The 21436-nt window shown below is 59.0% G+C and carries 13 protein-coding genes; all 13 read right to left on the reverse strand.

Features of this window, described 5'->3' with window-relative positions:
* Positions 1-22: 22 nt before the first annotated feature.
* Complete coding sequence (locus tag HNQ92_RS10950) at positions 23-2479, reverse strand: TonB-dependent receptor (RefSeq protein WP_184174065.1); 2457 nt, start codon at positions 2477-2479, stop codon at positions 23-25.
* Between the two features lie 131 nt (positions 2480-2610).
* A complete protein-coding gene (locus HNQ92_RS10955) occupies positions 2611-3426 on the reverse strand; it encodes a helix-turn-helix domain-containing protein (protein ID WP_184174066.1) in 816 nt (271 codons plus the stop codon).
* Positions 3427-3525: 99 nt separating this feature from the next.
* A complete protein-coding gene (locus HNQ92_RS10960; RefSeq protein WP_184174067.1) occupies positions 3526-5088 on the reverse strand; it encodes a calcineurin-like phosphoesterase C-terminal domain-containing protein in 1563 nt (520 codons plus the stop codon).
* A 421-nt stretch (positions 5089-5509) separates the two neighbouring features.
* Positions 5510-7975, reverse strand: a complete 2466-nt coding sequence (locus HNQ92_RS10965) for a hypothetical protein (protein WP_343062986.1) — start codon at positions 7973-7975, stop codon at positions 5510-5512.
* A 15-nt stretch (positions 7976-7990) separates the two neighbouring features.
* Positions 7991-9868, reverse strand: a complete 1878-nt coding sequence (locus tag HNQ92_RS10970) for a hypothetical protein (RefSeq protein WP_246439985.1) — start codon at positions 9866-9868, stop codon at positions 7991-7993.
* A 24-nt stretch (positions 9869-9892) separates the two neighbouring features.
* Complete coding sequence (locus tag HNQ92_RS10975; protein ID WP_184174068.1) at positions 9893-11362, reverse strand: sugar MFS transporter; 1470 nt, start codon at positions 11360-11362, stop codon at positions 9893-9895.
* Positions 11363-11534: 172 nt separating this feature from the next.
* A complete protein-coding gene (locus HNQ92_RS10980) occupies positions 11535-11855 on the reverse strand; it encodes a 2Fe-2S iron-sulfur cluster-binding protein (protein WP_184174069.1) in 321 nt (106 codons plus the stop codon).
* Positions 11856-11894: 39 nt separating this feature from the next.
* A complete protein-coding gene (locus HNQ92_RS10985) occupies positions 11895-12899 on the reverse strand; it encodes an NAD(P)/FAD-dependent oxidoreductase (RefSeq protein ID WP_184174070.1) in 1005 nt (334 codons plus the stop codon).
* A 123-nt stretch (positions 12900-13022) separates the two neighbouring features.
* Positions 13023-13919: a LysR family transcriptional regulator gene (locus HNQ92_RS10990; RefSeq protein ID WP_184174071.1), complete on the reverse strand. Its 897-nt coding sequence runs from the start codon at positions 13917-13919 to the stop codon at positions 13023-13025.
* A 244-nt stretch (positions 13920-14163) separates the two neighbouring features.
* Entirely contained in the window at positions 14164-15084 is a 921-nt protein-coding gene (locus HNQ92_RS10995; RefSeq protein ID WP_184174072.1) for a dihydrodipicolinate synthase family protein, read from the reverse strand.
* Between the two features lie 2 nt (positions 15085-15086).
* Positions 15087-17447, reverse strand: a complete 2361-nt coding sequence (locus HNQ92_RS11000; protein WP_184174073.1) for a hypothetical protein — start codon at positions 17445-17447, stop codon at positions 15087-15089.
* A 12-nt stretch (positions 17448-17459) separates the two neighbouring features.
* Positions 17460-20144 carry a glycoside hydrolase family 2 protein gene (locus tag HNQ92_RS11005; protein ID WP_343062987.1) on the reverse strand — a complete coding sequence of 895 codons (2685 nt, stop codon included), beginning with the start codon at positions 20142-20144 and terminating at the stop codon, positions 17460-17462.
* 50 nt (positions 20145-20194) lie between these two features.
* Positions 20195-21427 (reverse strand): DegT/DnrJ/EryC1/StrS family aminotransferase, encoded by a 1233-nt coding sequence (locus tag HNQ92_RS11010; RefSeq protein ID WP_246439986.1) that lies wholly within the window; start codon positions 21425-21427, stop codon positions 20195-20197.
* Positions 21428-21436: the final 9 nt, after the last annotated feature.

Consider the following 21436-nt stretch of genomic DNA (forward strand, 5'->3'; position numbering starts at 1 on the left):
CTCTTTGCGAAGCCGCCAGCGCTCAGAATTCCTTCTCGCCAAACTCATTGGTAGGTAGTTTGGAGCGTTTGCTGAGCTGGTTGAGGCTGTAGCTCACGTTGAGCATGAAAATGTCTTTTTCCAGGATGTAGTTGGTGGTGGTGAAAAAATCCAGGCCGGAGGTCGTGATCCGCTGCTCGTTGCTTTTGAGCAACCCGAGGCTCATGTTCTGCCACTGGAGCGTGGTGGCCAACCTACCTTTCAAAAACGTTTTTTTCAACGAAGTATTAGGTATCACAAAGCGGGAATCTTCCCCCTGGGCGGTAATGCGCCGGGAGAGGTAGTTGAGGTTGGTCTGCCACGTGAGGGTGGGCGAAAGCTGTACGCTGCTGTTGCCGTTGAGCGAGTACACCAGGCTGTTGTTGTTGAATACCACGGTATTTTCAAACAGCTGGCCCCGAATCCGGTAGTCGTACAGGTTGCCGCCCAGGTACAGCTTCCAGCCTTTGACGGGCTCCACGTCCAGGCCCAGCTCAAGGCCCCAGCGGCGGGCGGTACCGGCGTTGGTGAAGATCCGGTTCAGGATGGTGTCGGCGTAGACGCTGTTCACGCGGTTGATGACGTTGGTGATCTGCTGGTGGTAGAGCGTCGCAAACCAGGACCCCTTGTCAAACGTCCGGATCAGCCCCAGCTCCGAGAGGCCCACAAACTCGGGCAGCAGGTTGGGGTCGCCCTGCTCCAGGGTTTCGGAGTGCTCGCGCTCGGGCAGCGGATTCAGCGCAAAGTTATTGGTCCGCTGCACCCGGCGGCTGTAGCCCGCCTTGCCCTTCAGGTGGTCGTCGAAGGTATAGAGCAGATTCACCGAAGGGAAAAGGTTGGTCAACCGTAGGTCGAAGGTCTGGGTACCTGGGCCAACGCGTACGTCACGGGTGGCGTACTCAAACCGCAGGCCGGCCAGGTACTCCAGTCGGCGGGTCCGGCCCGAGTACTGGCTGTACAGGGAGTGGATCTGGTTGTCGACATTGATACTCCCCGTAAACTCCGGAAACAGCACCAGCGGCGTAAAATTCCCTTCTTTTTCCAGGTACACAAAAGTACCGTCGTCCTGCTGGTTGCGGTACTGGTACCCCAGCTCCAGCTTACGGGTACCCAGCGGCAGGCTGTAGTCGAGGGCGGCGCGGTAGCCCCGCAGCGGGCGCGCGGTGGTCGTGAGCGTGTACTGCAGCGTATCCCGAAAATCCCGCTCGTCCAGGTTGCGGTTTTTGGTGTAGCCATCCAGGTAGTCGTACTCGTAGAGCGCCGAGGCCATGAGCGTAGCCTTGTTGGCAAAGGTATGGGTGTAGTCGAAGGTACCTGAATAGAATTCCCCCCGTTTTTTGACCAAATTGGAATTGAAGTACGTAATCTGCCCAATGGTCTGGCCCGTGGTCAGGTCCTGCGTGGTATTGTTATACAGGATGTCGGCGAGGCGGTATTCGGTGCGGTGCCCGTAGTAAAAGCCCGCGCTGAAGGCATCTGTTTTAGAAGGCTCGTAGGCCACCGACGCCCGCGCCGAATGGTTGTACCTATCGAAGCTCCGCTCCCCCACCGAAGGAAAGCGCGTGAGGCGGTTGCCGATGGTGGTACGTACGTCGCCCTCGCGCCGCCCGGCGATGTCGTTGCGGAGGTAGTTTCCCCCCACCGATATATCCCACTTGTCTCGGCGGTAGTTGAGCGTCAGGTCAGCGCCGTAGCGCTGGGGTTTTTCGGCGTTGTCGAAATCCTGCACGCTGGGCAAGCCTAGTTGGGCGTTGGCCAGGACCGAAAAGCCGTCGCTGGCTCCCTTTCGGGTCGTGATGTTAATGATACCCCCCTTGCCGTCGGGGTCGTAGCGGGCCGAGGGCGTAGTGATGATCTCGATGTTCTCGATGGCGTTGGCCGGGAGCTGGTTCAGCAGCGCCACCAGGTCCGACTGGATGGGCTTGCCGTTGAGCAGCACCAAAAAGCCACTCGATCCGCGCAGGCTCACTTCGCCTTCGGCGTTGACCGTCACCGAGGGCATGTTGCGCAGCACATCCACGGCGGTACCGCCCACGGCCGACTGAAACTGGTCGGCCCGGTAGATTTGCCGGTCGAGCTGGGTGGTCACGGCCGCGCGCTGGCCCGTCACGTTCACGGCGTCCAGTACTTTGGCGTCAACGGCCATGGCCAGGGTACCCAGGTCCAGCCGCTGGCCTCTGTCGAGCCGGAGCGGCTGCCGGTGGGTTTTGTAGCCCATAAAAAAGGTCTGGAGGTAGTAGCTGCCCGGTTTTAGTTTCAAGATTTCAAAGTACCCCTCGGCGTTGGTGACGGTGCCTTCCACCAGCGCGGAGTCGGCGGCCAGGTGCAGCGTTACGCTGGCGTATTCGAGGGGTTGGCGGGTACTGGCGTCCGCGATGCGCCCCAGCACGGCACTGGTTTGGGCGTAGGCAGTAGCCAGGGAGAAAACGAGGAGAAAACAGGTACTGTAAAAACGTTTCATGACAAAACTCAGGTACCTGCTTCACCGCCTGTGGCGCTCCAGGTACCCTACGTGGGTTGTTTAGGAATGGGTACAAAAGTACCGGCTCCCGGCCCCGCCTTTTGGTACAAAACGGAAAATCTGTGGTAGATCTACGAAATGCCTTTGCGGTACTGCAGGGGCGTCACGCCCGTTTGCCTTACGAAAAATTTGTTGAAGTGCGAGGGGTCCGAAAACTGGAGCTCGTAGGCAATTTCGGTGAGGCTGAATTCGGAGTACAACAGGAGCTTCTTGGCCTCCTGCGTGAGCCGCCCGGCGATGATCTCCCCGGCGGTTTGGCCCAGGTACTTTTTGCAGGTGGCACTGAGGGTTTTGGGGGTGATGTGCAGCAGCGCGGCGTATTCGGCCACTTCCCGGCGGGTTTTGAAGTGCTCTTCTACTAATTGAAAAAACGATTTGATCACCCCCGGCGTAGCCGTGGTGGAAGGCTCTCCCTCCAGGCGCTTCAGTAACGTAAACAAAATCTGGAGATACGACTGGATCACGGCCTGGTGGTGCGGGCGTTGCTGCTCGTACTCGTTGGTGATGCGCTCCAGTACCTGTGCCAACTCTTCCCGCAGGGAGTCGGTAGCGTAGTAGCCCTGGTAGGCGCAGGGAAAGTGCGTAAAGAGCGGGTCGTAGAGGGTACTTTCCAACAAAAAATCTTTATGGACCATCAGCACCACGCCCTTAGGTACCTGCGTAAGTTCCCAGCAATGTACCTGGCCGGGCAGGATGAGGTACAGGCTCTGGGGCCGGACCTCGTAGCGGTTGAAGTCGATCTGGTGGTAGCCCGCGCCCTCTTCCAGAAAAATGATTTCGAGGTAGTCTTTGTGGCCGTGCGGGCTTGTGGTTTTGATCACCGGCTTCATGGGCTTGATCCGGAAAAGCTCCTCGTGGCTCAGCTTATTTTTGACTTTCACCGACATGGCGCACAGGTACCGAAGGGGGTAGTTTTGGAAAAGAGTAAATTCTTAACGCAATACTACGATAATTAGATCTTTCCCCGTAATAAAACAGAAGGTACTTTACGGTCTGACCCGAAAAATCCGGTGGGCCTGGTACTCCTGCCCGAACATATCGCGCGTCCGGACTTCCACTGTGTGGGTACCTACGGGCAGCGTGGCCGGCAGTGCGCCTTTCCAGATGTGGTAGGCCACCGAGGGCTTGTCCATTTCCCAACCAAAAACGGTGTCCAGCCCCACGCCATCTACCTTCTGGCTCAGGTACTTATTGAGTGGTTGCAGGGCCGCAATGCCCGGATCGCGCATGGGCGTGTAGGTCAAAGGTACCCAGTCGGTGAGCCCGCGTACCTTCATCTCTACCACCGAGCGCTCCGAGCCCGCAAAGACATTCACCACCAGGGCGGTGGTATCCAGCTCGGCCCGCGGCAGGTCGTCGGGGAGGTAAAGATTCATCTGGTAGCTGGCCGGGCGGCGGGCGGCCTGGAAGCGCAGTGAGTACTCGTTCCCTTCGAACGAAAGGACCGAGTAGCCGTTGGGCGCGCCGTCGTTCATGGTAGCGTGCGGAATGCCCAGCTCATCGGTCGTGCCGCACCACCAACTTCCGCATACCGTGGCGTTGATAAAATGGTGGTGGGGCGTAGCGTCGTTCCAGCCGTATTTCTGATCCACAAAGACGTGCGCCATCTCGTGGGTGTGCCCGGCGATGGAGAGCGTATGCGGTCTTTTTTCGAGCAAGCGGAACAGCTCCGCCCGGTTGTCGCAGCTAATCACGGGCGCGTGCATGAGCAGCACCACCCGCTTGTGGGTAGGTACCTGCGCGAGGTAGTTTTTGACAAAAGCGAGCTGCTCGTCCGTGAAGTGGCCCTTGTACTTGCCGTCGGCGTTGAAATAAATATTCTTTAACGTAATAAAAACCACCTGCCCGTACTCGAAAGCGTAGGTACTGGGGCCGTAAAAGCGCTCGAAGGTTTCGTCCGAGAAGCGGTCGTGGGTAGCGCCGCGGTTGAAGTCGTGGTTGCCGAAGACGTTGTACCAGGGGATGCCGATCTGGGCGATGCTCTCGTTGATTTCCTGAAACAGGTTCGGATCATCGGCCACGATGTCGCCCAGCGTGATGCCCAGCCGCGCGGAGGTACCTACGCATTGCTCCACGACGTCGCGCGTGACGAAGTTCACCTCCCGGATACCCCGCGCCTGCGGGTCCCCGAAGAGCAGCACCGAGAAGGTACCTGGCTCGTCTTGTTTCCACAAAGGAAAATCAATCGAGGCGGGCAGCGGGCCCGTCGGGTCTACGCCCCGCACGGCCAGCGCGGGCGAGCCCTGCGGCTTGTGCAGGTAGTAGTGCTGCGGAAGCTGCTGGGCGTTGGTGGGCGGCGCGTAGCCCGCCGGTTTGATCACAAAAAAACCAACGTCGTCCCCGGCGGGAAGTACCCACTTTCCGGCCCGGTCGGTGGTCACTACCTCGCGCCCGTTGGAAACGCAAACGCCCGCCAGCGGCGGCTCGCCCGCGTCGCGCCGGTTGTTTTTGTTCAGATCGTGATACACGGTACCCGTCGCCTTCGGCTGCGCCCAGGCCGCAGGTACCTTAAAAAGTAGCAACAAGGTCAGTAGGTAGTGTTTCTTCATTTTTGTATTTAAAAAATGGCTCTCTTTATTGCTTGGTGAATAGGTTCACAAAGTACCTTTTGTAGGGTTTTTCTTTAGGATTCAGAAGCGTTTACAAGCACGCCTTTATGGCCGCGTAGCGGTCGAATGTTTATAGAAAAGAGGACCTAGGCAGGGAACCCGCGTGCCGTCAGGTACGCAACCAGCGGTGGGTTACGTACCTGACGGTACGAAGGTAGATTGGGTGGTCATTTTAGCTATAAACATCTAGTGCCTACGGCACTGGTTCGGCACATCACATAATGGAAGAAAAGCCCACGCTATACCGGCAAGTCGGGTCTTTTTATTACGTGTTCTACTCTCCAAAATTTGGCAACGTTTTTTTTACAAAAGGAAAATGGAAGCCCTTGGATTAGCTAAAAGCTTTTGGCTACTACCTTCCCTACTCCCGAATCAACCAGAGTTCCGCTACCTGCGCGCCGCGCTCGCCCTCGCCGCAGGTCCATTGGAAAATAATCTGCCCGTCAGCGTTGGCGGCCTGGGGTACTTTGAACTCGTAAAAAGGCTGGCGGCCCGTCTGGATGAAATCGTGGATCAGGGAGCCGTCGTCGGTGGTGAGTTTTATTTTGGAACGAAAACGCCCCGTGTGCGCCACCCGGATTTTGTACGAAGCCGTGGGGTCCAGGCCGTCGTAGCGGATCTTCAGGGGCGTGTCGTAGAGCGTATTGACCTGGTGCATCCAGGCGCGGGGCGTGGCCTTGCCGTCGAAGCCCGTGGCCCGCACTTCGTGTACCCACTCCTCGCCAATGAGCCCCACGCCGAAGCTCACCCGCGGCGAAAGCAAACTACCCGGATCGTCCTCGTAGCTTCGGTCCGACACCACGCGATACCAGCTCTCAGGTGCGCCGAAATTATCGTAGAAGCCCCCCGGCCCCGGATCGGTGCGGTGCAGCAGAGCGTGGATGCCGCGGAGGCGTTCTGCCTCGGAGGGTAGTTTGGCCACTTCGCTGAGCTGGTCCATGACCCAGAGTACGTCGTTGAGCGGGAGGTCGATGTTGTCCAGGAAATTACCCCGGCCTGACATCGCCCCGTGGGGCTCGATGGTCAGTTGCGCGCCGATGCTCTGGTAAAGCAGCTCGCCCAGCTCCAGGCATTTCTGGCGGTAGTCTGGCGCAACGGGGTACTTGGTGGCTTTCTCAAAGGTAGTTCGGGCTTTTTCCATTGCTACCTGGGTACCCAGCGTACCCGCCTGGCGCAGGTACTCGCGCGCCTGCTGCTCCAGCTCGGTTTCGTAGATCAGCCGCCGGTACACGTAGGCATCGTAGTAGGCGCGCAGCAGGCCCATCTGGAGGCGGAAGTTGGTGGGTACCTGCTGGGCGGCCTGCTTCTCGATGGCCTGCCACTGGGTGAGCGTACGAAGTACCCCCTCGTTGGGCAGCAGCGGACCGCGCAGGTTCCGCTCCTGCGCCACCATGCCCTGCGCCACGGCCTCGGCCACGTCGGGACCGATGAACAACCGGCCGTAGTCGCGGAGGGTTTCCATGACGTCGCGGTTGGGGTCCCAGTCCTGATCGCTCCACACAAACTTATTGAGGTCGTCGTTGGTACCTTCCGAGTAGCTGATGCTGCCCGAGGCATACTCGTCCAGGGCGTTGTGGATCATCTTTTCGTCGTAAGGCCGCGGGTTCACGCACTCGCGCCCCAACGTCATGGCGTAGGCCAGGTCCCAGTGCGGCACCGGGAACTGCGAGCTGAGGCTGTGGGTGATGTCGGGGTACATCCGGATCGGGATGCCGGGCTTAAGTACCTTCCGGATTTCCGTTACGGGCATTTTTACCCACGGCCCAAACACCACGCCGCCCAGCCAGGGGTACCCGGCGTTGATGTGCTTAAAAAAGGCGTCGAACCAGGCCTGGTTGGGCCGGAATACCTGCGGCGACACCCAGATCTTGGCCTGGGGATGGTACTGGTGAAGTACCTCCGCCATCTGGTGCAGCCAACCGAAGAGGACGTCCGGCTCCAGGTCGCCGGGATCGCCGCCGGGCACAAACACGTGGTCGAGCCGGGGCACGGCCTTGAATACCTCGTGGCGCTCTTTCAATTCTTTTTGAATAGAGTCGGGATGCTCGTAGGTGGGGTTCATATTCGGGTACCACATCCACACGTCCAGGCCGTATTCGTCACAAATCCGCGACTGCTCGGCGATCATCTTGATGGCGGGTAGTTTCATGTGCCGACTGCTGAAGTCGTCGTCCGTACGCGGCGGCAGGATCTCGATGCTGTTGGCCCCAAACAGCGCCAGATCGCGGATGTACTGGTCAAACTGCGCCACCGTGAAGGCGTCGTACGAGTTGGTTTTGGGTCGGTAGCCTAGCTGATGCCCCCGGATGGGGTACTTGGGGCTGGTCGTGACCCGGAGCGGTTGGGGCAAAAGTACCTGCCCGGGGCGCAGCTCCAGTTTTCGCAGCAATTGCCCCACGCCGTAAAGTACCCCCCGGGCGTCGGCGGCCACCAGCAGCACGGCGTTGGAGGCCGGGTCGGCCACCAGCGAAAAACCCTCGGCGGCCAGGGTAGGTACCTGGCCCAGTAGCTGGCGGTACTTGGCGGGTAGGTTAGGTACTTCTTTTTGTAGCGTCAGGTACATCAGCGGGCGGCCGTCGGTAGGTACTTTGGTGGCCAGCGGCAGCAAGGTACCCGTACGCTTCTGTACTTCTTCCCGAAGTACCTCCACGCTGCGCCGGAGTACTTTTTTATCTTTAATCGGCGTATAAATTTGCGCCCGCGACAAATCCAGCGACTGGGCCGAAAGGCCATTAGCCATTCCCAAAAAAAGAATAATCAGCCAGGTACTTACGCAGGTACTTTGTCTAAAAAAAGAAAACACGGGGGTACTTTTAGAATTCATCATCAGGAATAAAGAGTATCACTTGGAAGCTTTGCATTGGACGTCATCTACGTAAAAGACCGACGCCGCGACCGGCTCATCGGCACCGGGCAGCGGGGGCTCGGGCGTTTCGTTGGGGGTACGGCGGTTGGGCAAATCGCGGTAAGTACCCGTCCGGACCGACAGCCGCTCCACCGACTTGACGGCCTCGGCCAGCGCCGCGCCTTTAAGTACCTCTTTGCCGTCGATCAGCAGATCGTAGGAGCCGCGCAGCGAGGCGTTGGCCCGGAGCGTGAGGGCATACCAGCGGTTGGAGGTATAGGCTTGAAGTACCTTTTCGGTACTGCCATCGGTGGCCACGATCTGGCCCTGGGCGTCGAAGCGCAGCCGCACGGGACGGTTGCCGTAGCGGTCGGTGAGGTCAATTTCCAGCAGCCCGCCGGTAGTCTGGGCGGCGTACACGCTCAGCTTCACCTCCACGCGGCTTCCTTCCTCAAACACCCGGATAGCGCGGGCGTAGTCGTAGGGGTCGCGGTCGGTAAGTTCCAGGGATTTTCCGGGCTTGCCGGGGGAGCTCACCACCGCCACGGGAGCCCATTGGGGCGCGTAGATGTTCCAGTCGGGCACGGGGCCGTTGAGGTCCAGTTTGTCAAACGAGTCCGACACCTTTCCTTTCACCTCGTACCTGATGGGCGTAGGTACCCGGCTCACCCACATATCTTCTTTGTTCATGCTGTAGGTCAGCCACATATCGTGGCCGGGCGGGTTGCCGTTGCCTTCCACGATACCACGTACGTAGCAGGGACCGAAGTCCTTCCAGCGGCCGTAGAAGCGCCGGGGAGGTACTTCGCCCTGAACAAGCAGCATGTTATCGTAAAGAATGCCGTCGTCGCCCGTCACCACCACCAGCGGGTAGCGGTATTCGTCAATGTCGATGGGATTGTAGCTGATGGCAAAGCGGCCGTCGTCGGTGCGCTGGCCCCACATTTTTCCCCCGGCCATAACCAGTGTAGGTACCTTCACGGGCTCGGAATAGGTAGCGCCTTCGTCGGGCGAGAGCGCCACAAACGAGCGTTTCCAGAGCGCCACCACCTGGCCGTCCTTGCGGTGGTAGTACGAGAGCGCACTCTTGGCGTTGGTCAGGTTAAAGAACCCGTCCAGGCCCTGGTCTTCGTCCCACCACTGCTGGGTCATGAGCTTGTTGGCCAAGAGGGCTTCGCAGGCTTGTACAAAACCCGCGTCGGGGGCTTTTTTGTAAAAGGGAAAACTGGTATTCGTCTCGTTCCAAAGTACCCCGTCCGTAGTAGGAAGGGTATTGTACCGAATAAAATAAATGGGCCCGAAGGTACCATCGCGGTAGGCTTCGCGCACCACGCGCCCAATGCCGCCCTCCGCAAAGGGATCTTCCGTATGGCCATAAAAGGCCAGCACCAGCAGGCGCCCGTCCGGCGCGACGTAAAATCCCATGCGCTGGTGCATCATGTAGCCCGTCGAGCCCGTGGGGATCTTCACGCCCGCGGGCGGCTGGTAGGGCGGAAAAACCACCTGCGGCTGGGCCCAGGTACGGCCATCCTTGGACGTGGTGAGCAGCGTTTGACCCGGCGCGATGTGCTCGTCGACCGGGTTGCTGAGGTACTGCTGGTAGAAGGTATCGTTCCAGTAGCAGAGGTTGGAAGCGTGGTTGTAGGTCCAGCCGTGGCCGTCGGACAGCTCCGGCTTGGTGCGGTTGGCGCGCACCGTCTGGCGGCTTTCTACGCCCATGGCGTACCGCAGGCGGCCTTCGTGTACGCTGGGGTCCACGCTCTCACCACCCACGTAGCGCACCGGCTCGGCGGGGCTGCCGGTTTGGGCGAAACAACTACCCACGCCCAGGGTACTTAGCAGGAAAGCACGAAAAAGGGTACTTGTCAAACGCATGATTACGCTCAAAAATGAATACAGTTACCGAACCACCTTATGGCCCTTGAGCCCGTAGTAAAAGAGGTATACGTAGCACAGCAGCGGCACAAAAAACGAGTAGTGGTACCCTCCGACGAGGTCGGCCACGTAGCCTTGCAGCAGCGGCACCAGTGCTCCGCCCAGCACCGACATCATGAGCAGCGAAGAACCCTGCGCGGTGTCTTTGCCCAGGTCGGCGATGGCCAGGGTGAAAATATTCGACCACATGATGGAAATAAACAGTCCGATGCTGATGACCGTCCAGAGCGCGGCGTAGCCATCCAGGAGCATAGCCGCCACGATGAGCCCCATCACGATCAGGGAAAAAATGTACAGCGTTTTGGCCGGATTGTTCCGGCCCAGGCGGAACGCGACCAGGTTGAGCGCGATAAAAAACAGGAAGGGAAGTACCTGGCTCACCGGAAAGGAGAAGCCGCTTTCCAGCGCTACGGCGGTATAAATCACCAGCAGCGTGAGCAGCGAAATACCCGCCATCACCAGCCAGGGGCTTACTTTCAGCTGGCTGTCGCTGAGCGTGTAAGCGCCCAAGAATCGCCCGATCATCAGGCCGCCCCAGTAAAACGCCAGGTACGACTTGGCCTGGGTTTCGGGAATCCCCACGAGCTCGTGGATGTAGTTGATTAGCAAACTACCGATGCTCACCTCCGCACCTACGTAAAAAAAGATCGCCGCCATCCCCAGCACCAGGTGGCGGTGCCGCAGCGCCCCGGCTCCTTTCTCGATTTTTCCCGTCTGCGCAAAGGTTGGTAGCTCGGTGAATTTGACGAGCGCCGCCAGGATCAGGAAAAGGACCGCAAAGGCAATGTAGGGCAGCTGCACGGCGGCGACCGTCATGGGCATGCCGGTGTCGGTCCGGATGATTTCGCCCGCCCGGTTGAGCAGGGGCTCGCCCCAGGTAGCAAAAAAATGGAAGATAAAGTACCCCCCCACGATGGGCCCCAGGGTAGTTCCCAGGGAATTGACGCCCTGCGCCAGGTTGAGCCGACTGGAAGCCGTGGCGGGCGGACCGATGATGGCCACGTACGGATTGGCGGCGATCTGTAGCAGCGCCAGCCCCAGCGCCAGGATAAACAGCGCCACCAGGAAAAAGCCGTAGAGCTTAAGCTCCGCCGCCGGGTAAAAAAGCAGGCAGCCGAAGGCCGCCGTAAACAGCCCCAGCAACATGCCGTTCTTGTAGCCTATTTTTTCGATCGGGTCGCCGCGGCGCGAGGAGATGAGGAAGTACAGCAACGAACCGGTGAAGTAGGCCGTAAAGAAGGCCATCTGTACCATCATGGAGCCCGCCCGCGAAAGCTCGAACATTTTCTTGAGGTAGGGAATCAGGATGTCGTTCATGACGGCAATGAGCCCCCACATGAAGAAGAGGGTCGTCAGTACCGACAGGGCTTTTTTGTGGGTGGTGGTGGTCCTGCTGCTGTCAGGTACCTCTATGGAAGAAGGAATGGATGCCATAAGGAGTTTAGGGAGTAAGGAACGCTTTGGTTCTTCTTCATAAGTACTCCCCTACGCTTCCAATAGGCTATTGTGCTACAAAAACTTTATTCTGTCCTAGGGTACTTTAACTACAACTTTTGGCATATATACGCCCGCCTCTGGCACTGTTTGAAACAGTGCCAGAGGTACCCTACCCCGCTTCGCCCCGGATACAGAAGAGCGCCCCTTCCAGCGTTTCGTCCACGCGGAGCTGGCAGGCCAGGCGGCTGTCGAAGCCCGCGCTGGGCAGCGTATCGAGAATATCCAGCTCGGCGTCGTTGGTGGGCGGCAAGCTGTCCAGCCCTTCCAGCACCTGCACGTGGCAGGTAGCGCAGAGTGCCATGCCGCCGCAGGTAGCCTGGATGTTGTACTCGGAGGCCTTAAGTACCTCCATGAGGTTGAGGCCAATGCCTTCGGGTACTTCTACGGGCTGGCGCGTGCCGTCCCGGTCTTCTACAACAAAGTTGATCATGAATAGGAGAATTTAGTCTTTCTTGAAAAAACAGGTACCTTAAAAAGCGTGTACCCCGTTGACGGTCGTGTACTTAAAGCTCAGCTTTTGCTGCGGATACACGTACTTGAACGCGCTCTGGCACATCAGCGCCGCTTCGTGAAAACCACACAGGATCAGCTTCAGCTTGCCCGGATACGTATTGATGTCGCCGATGGCGTAGATTCGCTCCACGTTGGTACTGTAATCGAAGGTATTGACGCTAATGGCCGACTTGTCGATGGCCAGGTTCCAGTCGGCGATGGGCCCCAGTTTGGGCGTGAGGCCAAAGAGCGCAATGAAGTGGTCGGTAGGTACCTGAATCCGGCTTTTGTCCTTCCCTACCACGGTCAGTTCCTTGAGCCGACCATTCCCGCTCACGCTGCTGATGGACGCATTGAGCAACAGATTGATCTTGTTGTTTTTGGCCAACTCAAATACCTTCTCGGCCGAGTCGGGCGCACCCCGGAACGAATCGCTGCGGTGTACCAGCGTTACCTCCTTGGCGATGTTGGCCAGGTAGATGGTCCAGTCCAGGGCCGAGTCGCCGCCCCCGGCCAGTACCACGCGCTGGTCGCGCAGCAGCTCGGGATTGCGCACCATGTACCCTACGCCTTTTCCTTCAAAGTCGGCCAGGCCTTCGATCTCCGGCTTGCGCGGCTCGAAGCAGCCCAAACCACCCGCGATCACCACCACCTGGCAGTGCACCTGGGTACCTTCGTTGGTCCGGACGATCAGCGATTCATCCTCCTGCCGGTCCAGGGCTTCCACCCGTTCCCCCAGCGTAAAGGTTGGATGGAAGGGTGCAGCCTGCGCCATGAGGTTATCCACCAGCTCCTGGGCCTTCACGTCGGGAAAACCAGGGATGTCATAGATGGGTTTTTGCGGGTAAATTTCGGACAGCTGCCCGCCCACCTGCGGCAGGGCGTCGATGAGGTGGCAGCGCATTTTCAATAATCCGGCTTCAAAGACGGCAAACAGTCCCACGGGACCGGCCCCAATGATGCATATATCGGTCGTAATCATAAATCTGGTTAGTATATAAAGTTGCTATACTTAAAAGTACCCAAGTACCCTCGGCGGGCCTTGGATTACTACAAAAGTACGGCACGGAAGTACCCCAGGCCAATTACTATTGGTTATGCACCATTAGGTTTGGTTATAGTGCCGCCGGGCAAAACGCAGGAAGGTTTCGGTCAGCGCGTCGCTGTCGCCCTGCTTCTGAACCGAATAAAGCGTGCGCCGGATGGTCAGATCCTGGACGTCCAGAATCCGCAAGGTACCTGCGCGCAGCTCGTTTTCGATGGCATAAATGGAAATAAACGCCACGCTGCGCGCGTGAAAGAGGTAGGATTTGATGCTCTCGGTACTCCCCAGGTACATGGCAATGGACAAATCAGTTAGTTTAAGACCTGCCTGCCGCAGGGCGTGCTCGATGATCTCCAAGGTACCTGAGCCCCGCTCCCGCAGCACCAGGGGGAGCGTGCGAAGTACCTCCAGCGTGATTTCGTCCTGCTGGGCCAGCGGGTGCTCCCGGTGCGTCACGAGCACGATTTCGTCCTGCACGAAGGGCGTGTACCGGATCTCCTGCCCGTGGGTACGGCCTTCCACCAGCCCCATGTCGATGTCGTTGTGCAGCAGCGCCTGCTCGATCTGCTCCGTATTGCCACTGATGAGCGAAATGGCGATGTCGGGGTACCTCTCGTGGAAGCGAGCCAGTACCGGTGGCAGCACGTACTGCGCCACCGTGGAGCTCGCGCCCAGGCGCAGCGCCCCGGCTTGCAGGCCCTTGAGCTGGTTGAGGTCATACTCGAGCTGCCGGTAGTTGGCCTGGATCAGCTCGGCGTGGTGCAGCGCCAATTCTCCCGCGGGTGTGAGGCTGATCTGCTTGCCGCGGCGTTCAAAGAGCGCCACCCCAAACTGCTGCTCTAATTCATGGATGTGCTTGGTAACGGCGGGCTGCGTGATGAACAGCTCGGCGGCGGCTTTGGTAAAGCTAAGCCGCTTGGCGACGGTATAAAAAACGTGTAAACGGAAATCGAGCATAGCTTCTTACGGGTACCTTGGGGTCAATGGGCGGTGTAAAGGTACTTAAAGCGGCGGCAAGTTGTGGGGTAACTATTCGAGGAAGGGTACTTTGTACGATAGTGCGCTTACGTTCGACCCCTCCGGATTCTTGCGAATCAACTAGCACCGTCCAGACCCCGGAGGGGTCACATGTTTATAGAATAGTAGGGCATCAATACAACTATGACCCCAGCGGGGTCACACTACAACGTTATACAAAATACTAAAGTACCTCCAAGGTACCTTCCAGCTCCCGCTCCAGCCGGATTACTCGCTCGATAAGTCCGTCGGCCAATTGCTCATGGAAGGTATCGAAGGGCAGCGTGGGAGCCCGCACCAGTGACGTACGGTACACGCCCTGGCGGTGCAAGAGGCGCTTGAAGAAATGCAGGGAGATGTCGAGGTGCTGGTTGGAGAAGGCCAGCACGGGCAGGAGCTGGTGGAAAAGCGCTTCGGCTTTTTCGAATTGTCCCGCTTGGAAATACTGGTAGAGGGCCGTGTAAATCCGGTGCATACCCGTGGGCATGAACGCATGGACGCCCCGCCGCAGTCCCTCGATCATCTGCGTCACGGCCCAGCCGCCGCTCAGGTGCAGTTGTCCTTCGGTCAAGGTACCCAGCCGACTGTACTTCACGCCCGCCGGTACGGTTTCTACTTTCAAACAACGAAAATTTTCTACGTCGTGAAAAAGCTCCAGAACGAGTGCCTCGGGCAGGCCGTAGCCGCTGGCGTCCCAGTCCTGCAGCATCAGTACCTCGGGGCCTTTGGCGGCCAATTGGTAAAATTCCTTTTTGAATTCGGCTTCGTTCGTAAACGGAATTTGTAAAAGTACCTCTTGGCAGCCCAGCTCCCGGTAGTGTTGCACCATTTGTAAACGGCGCGCCGGGGTCGTCTCGCCCGCTCCGGCAAACACGGGTACCCGCCCTCCTACTTCTTCCCGCACCGCGGCCACCATCTGCAGCCGCTCCTCGACGCGGAGGCTGTACACCTCCGAAGCCAGGGCCGGTACCAGAAAACCCGCCACACCCGCCCGCAATGCCAGGCGCACGTTTTGCCGCAGATCATCCTCGGCTATCCGCCCGTGGGCATCGAAGGGTGTGTTAAGCACCGTGATGATACCCCGCACGGGATAAAGCGTTTTCATCACTACTGCCTCAGCAACCACACGTCCGAGATCCGCGACTGCTCCCGCCAGTTGAGGTGCGATTCCTCCGGCCCGTCGAAGGTCACTGTGATCCGGCCATCCTGCGTGAGCGACAACGGCACGATCCATTCCTTCACGGCATCGGCCTCGCGGTTGTACACCACCGGCGACAGCCGATGACCATCTACCCGCAGCAGGGCCTCGCCGTAGCCTACCACCCGGATTTTATACCGCGCGCCGGGCTGCAGGTTGTCGTAGTGCAGCACCGGACTTTTCTGGAAAAGCTGCGACGAAAGCCGCGCGCGGCTGAAGCCGTTGTTCCACCAGGCCACGTCGGTGGCGTCGTTGGAGGTAGTACTGACGCGCGTCCCTTTGCTCACGTTCGACACGTCGTCGTAGTAGCTACCCGGCCCCGGATTCTCCCAGGTACTAAGCTGGTGCAGACTGGTGCGCTGCTCCTCGGCGGTAGGCAGGGCCTTTATTTTGGCGAATTCGTCGGCCAGCCACCAGCGGTTGTTGAGGGGGTAGTCTACGAAGTCGAGTACGCAGCCGCGCTCGTAGCCCCGGGCGTGGTGCTTGGGCACGCTGGTTTGCAGACCAATGGACTGGAACAGTTCCTCGCAAAGTACCTCGATCTTCTCCCGTAGGTCGGGCGCTACGTTGAATTTGTCGGCCTTCTCCACCAGCGCCAGCGCGGTGTTCATGGCCGGTTCGGCCCCGAGGCGATCCACCCGCGCCAGCACGGCGTTGGCCTGTTTTTCGAGCTCCTGCTCGTAGATGAGCCGGCGGCGCGTGTAGGCGTCGTAGTAGGCCCGGAGCAGCAGCATTTGCCAGCGCCAGTTGGTTTTGAGCGCAGGGTACTTAGACTCCAGATTTTTCCAGAAAAACAGGGTACTTTCCACGCCGCCGTTCTCGGCCAGCGGCCCCTTCCAGTTTTGCTCCAGGGCGGCAATGCCGTCGGCGGCGGCGGAGGCCGCTTCTTTTCCGAAGAAAAATCCGCTGTATTCTTGCAAAATCTCGCGTACGTCCTGCTCGGGATTCCAGCCCCGCAGGTTCCAAAGTACCTTGTTGAGGTCGTCGTGGCAGCCGTCGGAGTACGACACGAAGCCGTCGGTGTAGGGTGCCCAGGTGGCGTGGATTTGGGCAAAACCGTAGGGTCTTGGATTCACCGGCTCGCGCCCCAGCGTGAGGGCGTAGGCCTGGTCCCACTTCTCCATCGGGAACTCGCAGCGCACCGTGTGGGTGATATCAGGATACTGGCGGTGTTGGTAGCGGATGGGCAGGCGGTAGCGCGTGTCGGACATGGGCGGACTGCTTGGCCCCGATACCACGCCCTGTAGCCAAGTGGGTTCGAAGATTGTCAGGTACCTATAGAAATAATCGACCTGCTCCACGTTGAAGCCCTGTAACGAAAGCCAGATCTTGGCCTTGGGGTGGTACTTTATTAAACTAGCGTGCAGGTCTTTCAGAAACGGAAGTACCTCGCGCGGGTGGTTATGGCCCGGATCGCCGCCCGGCACAAAAATATGGTCGAGCTTGGGGGTTTCGCGGTAAAATTTTTCGTGAATTTTCAGCTCTTCGGCCCGCTTGTCGGCGTCGACCAGGTCGATGGTCACGGGCGTCCATACCCAGTAGTCGAGGTCGTAGGCCCGGCAGATTTCGCTCATCTTGATGTTCATCTCGGCGGGCCGGAGCTTCAGGTGTACGCTGGGGTCGTCGTCGTTGAGCGGAATGTTTTCGATGGCGTTGGTCCCAAAAATGGCCAGCTCCCGGATGTACTGCTCGTACTGCGCCACGGTCCAGGCGTCGTAGGAGTTGGCGGTGTTGCGGTACCCCAGCTGATGGCCCCGGATGGGGTAGGCCGGGGCGCTGGCTACGTCTACGGGTTGGTCGAGCTGGAATTGAGCGCGCGTCATGTGCAAATGCCGCAGCAGCCAGCCCGTCCCGAAAAGTACCCCGCGCGCATCTACGCCCAGCACCCAGATGCGGGTACTTTTGCCGTAGGGCTCACTAACTACCCGGTACCCCTCCTCTTTGATCAGCGTAACGGTCTGCTCCTCCCGAGCCACCGGCACGGGTACGCCCAGTACCTCCCGATCGGACGCCAGCGCCAGCACGATGACCGCCCCCTTGGGCCAGCTCGTCGCCAGGGGGAGCGTCTGTCCGGTGCGCCGGGCGATTTCCTCCCGAAGTACCTTGGGGGCCGTTTCGCGCATGGGCGCGGGTACCGAGGGCGCTACCAGCACGGCCGCGCCTTTGAGCTCCTGCGGCTGCGCCCACAGGGTACCTGGCAGCAGCAACCCCAGCAGCATTCCCAGCGTGAGTACTCGTTTTCTTATTAGCCTAAAAAAAGCGTTTGTCATGTCGTTGGGTACTTAAAGGGTCGTCGGATTTTCCAGATTATACCCCTTGATCCGGACACTGGGCTCCTTGTTGTCAGCATCTTGCTGGTAGCAGCGCACCGTCACGGTTTTGGTTTCGCCGGGCAGCAGCGACACGTAGTTGTCCGACCAAAACACGGGCAGAATCGCCGGGCCCGAGGTACCTTGGGCCAGCTCCAACTCCACAAAAAACGCCAGCCGGTCGGACGGGTTGGTGAGCGTAACCACGACCTCGTATTCTTTTTCGCTTTTGCTCACGCTTTTTTTAGCACGCAGCTTTACCTTGGGCAAGGCATTCAGGGCTGAGAAATCGGCGAATTGTTTTTGGGGTGTATAAAACCAGAAGTACTGCTTCCAGTCGAGCTGGTCGGGACGGGACGACAGCCAGTAAAAATTCTCAGACACCCGCTCACCCGAGTTTTTGGTCAGTTTCACATCCAGAAAGTAAACCGACTTATCACCCGCCAGCGCGGGCAGGTCCAGCCATTTGCGGGTACTGTTTTCGGTCAAATCCAGTACTTCACTTTTGGAAAAAACCAGCTTGGAATTTTGATCCAGCAGGCGCAGCTCGGCTTTCAGCGAGCGGGCCGTACCCCGCGTGTCGTTGCTGACGTGGACGCTGTGGCTGTGGTAGTCATAGATGAGCGTAATGGGCTGCCCGGCTTTTTTGGTACCGTAGTAGGCGCCCGTAGGCATGAGGTAGTAGTCGTAGAGCTGCCAGTAAAACTCCGGCCAGGGCGAGTTGAGCATCCACTGCACCACGCCCGTAGCTGTGGGCCGGTTGATCACAAACGCCTCAAACATGGGCCGCATGGCCTCGTAGTTCATCAGCTGGGCTTTCAGGGCCAGGTCGTCGAGGTTTTTCGGTGCACCGTAGCGGGCGTTCAGTGCCTTCAGGTACACGCCCAGGGTACTGAAATCCTTGCGGCCCGAGTGGTAGTTCCAGGTGGCGTTGTCGGCGGGCCAGAGGTCGGCCTCGGGGATCATCTTTTTGATGCTTTCCACCGGAGGTACCTGCGGGCCGGGACCCGTTTCGGAATTGAACCCGAAGGCGCCGCCCAGCTTTTTATCCTCATACCAATACACCGGCGGCACGTACTCGTAGGGGCCGTTCATCTTCATGCCCGAAGGCCCCGTGAGCTCGCTGGTAAACTCGCCCGCCGATACCAGAAAAGGCCGCGTGGAATCGTAGCGCTCCAGCGTAGCCAGGTACCTTTTCTCGAGGCTGGGCTTGGGCATGGCGTCGCTGCCCCCGGCCCAGGTAAAGATGCTGGGGTGGTTGCGCAGCCATTTCACCTGGTCGCGGAAGTAGTCCGACAGCAGCGTTTCTTCCTCGGGCGTGAGCTTCACGGCGTACAGGTCCACGCCTTCGTTGATGGGCAGGTTTTCGTCGCCGGGCTTGATGTTCAGCTCCATGCCGAGGTAGTCGGGCCACTCCCACTGACAGCTCCAGCCCACCATAAGCAGGATGCCGTTTTCGTCGCAGAGGTCGTAGATGTGGTGGTTGTTGCCCCAGACGCCCTCAAAGCGCAGCGAGTTCATGTTCATTTCCTTCACGTACCGGATCTGCGCGGCGTCTTTTTCGGGCATGTAGCGCAGAAAAAGGTCGTCCACCCATCCGCCGCTTTTCAAAAGTACCTCCCGGCCGTTCACTTTGTAGCCGCGCACGCCCTTGTCGTTCAGGTAGCTTTCAATCTTCCGGATGCCGAAGCGCGTCTGTTGCTGGTCCAGCGAAGTACCTTTTTCCTTCAGGTCCAGGGTTAGTTTATACAATTCGGGATTTCCCAGGCCGTTGGGCCACCACAGGCGCGGGTTCTTGACCTGGAGCTGGGGGTACTTGTCGGGCGTAAAACGGACCTCCCGCTTCTCGCCCGGCTGTAACGTCACTTCCTGCTCCAGCTGGATCGTTTCGATGCTTCCCTGCACGGTTACAGTGCGGGGTTCGTCGCTGTGGTTGGTTACTTCGGTGCTGACGGTCAGGGTGGCTTTGGTCAAATCGGCCGGATCGAGGTCCGGTGCGACGAAGGGTGCGTCGATGGAGACCTTGCCGGTACGCTTGAGGCGTACTTCGCGGTAGATGCCCATGTAGTGGTCGGGGGGCGTGGGGGCCCAGTCTACGAAGCCCATGTAGAAGTCGCGCACCTGCGGCGGAAATACCTCCACCAGCAACGTATTCTCACCCGACTTGGCCACCTCCGTAATATCAATTTCAAACTGGCGAAAGGCCCCAAACAGCGTATCCTGCGACGACACCTGCGTACCGTTGACCCAGAAATTGGCGCGGTAGTTGACGCCATCCACCAGCAGGCGGAGCTGTTCTTTTTCGGTATTGAGGCTCGCCACGTCAAAGGTCGTGCGGAACCACCAGGTACTTTCAAAAGGCTCGCGGGGGATGCTCTCCAGGTTTTTCCCGTAAAAAGGATCTTTGTACACGCCCGCGTCTACCAGCGCGCCCAGCACGGTAGTAGGTACCTGGGCTTTCACCCATTTATCGGGGTTTACGAGCTGGGCCGAGAGCGCGGCGGCATCGGTACCTACCTCCTTCGAGGAGGCGATCTGCCAGTTTTCGGACAGCACGCGCTCCTCCACGCGCACGGACGAGCCGCAGCCGTACAGCCACAGGGTACTTACGACAAAAAATAAAACGCGAAAGGGTACTTTTACTCGAATGGGATTCACACTTGATACACTTTTTGGAACAAACAAAAGGGACTATAACAAAATAATAACTAGCTCAGCCGCTGCACTTTCCGGATGGCCTCCGCAAAGGCTTCCATGTCCTGCCGGGTACCTAGCATGGCGTGCTGCAAGATCCATACGGCCTCCTCGGCGCAGGCCCGCTCGGCCACGGGGCAAAGTACCTGGCTGTAGTCCACGGACTCGGGCAGGGCGTAGCACATAAAATTCTTTTGCTGGAAAAGCGGCTGCCGGTAGAGCGGATGCGGGTAGCCCCTAAAGCAAGGTACTCCCTCGGCGGCGAGCCGCTCCACAAACTCGTTTTTGGGGAGGCCATTAAAATGGCTTTTATCGTACTTAAAAATGTACAGATGGTAGCAGTGGAGCGTTTCGCCGTGGCCGCGCGTGAGCGGCGTAATGCCGTCGATGGGCGTCAGCAACTCGTTGAGGTACCTGCCGTTTTCGTCGCGCCGGAGGGTCTGCTCTTCCAGACGCTGGAGCTGGGCCGACAGCAGTACGGCCTGCATTTGGGTAATGCGGTAGTTGCAGCCGGGGTTGTAGTGGTCGTACCACTGCCCACCCTCGATCCGGCCCACGTTGCGCAGGGAGTTCATGAGGGCGTAGAGCTCGTCGTCGTCCGTCACGACGATTCCGCCCTCGCCGGCCGTGAGGTTTTTGGACGACTGAAAACTAAAACTACCTACGTTGCCCCAGGTACCTAGTTTTTTTCCTTTGTACTCGGCACCGTGGGCGTGGGCCGCGTCTTCGATCACGCGGAGGTTATGCCGCCGGGCGATGTCCAAGATAGCGTCCATGTCGCAGGCCTGGCCCCCAAAGTGCACGGGAATGATGGCCCGCGTGCGCTCGGTGATGGCCGCCTCGATGGCGCGGGGGTCGAGGTTATACGTATCGGGGTCGATGTCCACAAACACGGGTACGCAATTGGCCTCAACCACCGTGGAAGCGGTGGCAATAAACGTATAGGGAGGTACGATGACCTCGTCGCCGGGCTTGACGCCGCAGGCAATGAGCGCCAGCCGCAGCGACACCGAGCCGTTGACGCACGATACGGCGTACTTGCTGCCGCAGTAGGCCGCAAATTCTTGTTCAAACTGCGCCACCAGGCCCGCACAGTCGGGGTTGCCCCAGGCACCGCTGCGTACTACGGCGGCCACGGCCTCTACTTCGGTGTCGTCGTAGAGGGGCCAGGAAAAGGTACTGGTCACGGTTTTGGGGCCTCCGTGCTGGGCCAAGCCTTCGTTCATGAGTAAATCCGTCAATTGCATTCAGGTAGG

The organism is Rhabdobacter roseus (genome assembly GCF_014202275.1).
GTDB classification, from domain to species: Bacteria; Bacteroidota; Bacteroidia; order Cytophagales; family Spirosomataceae; genus Rhabdobacter; species Rhabdobacter roseus.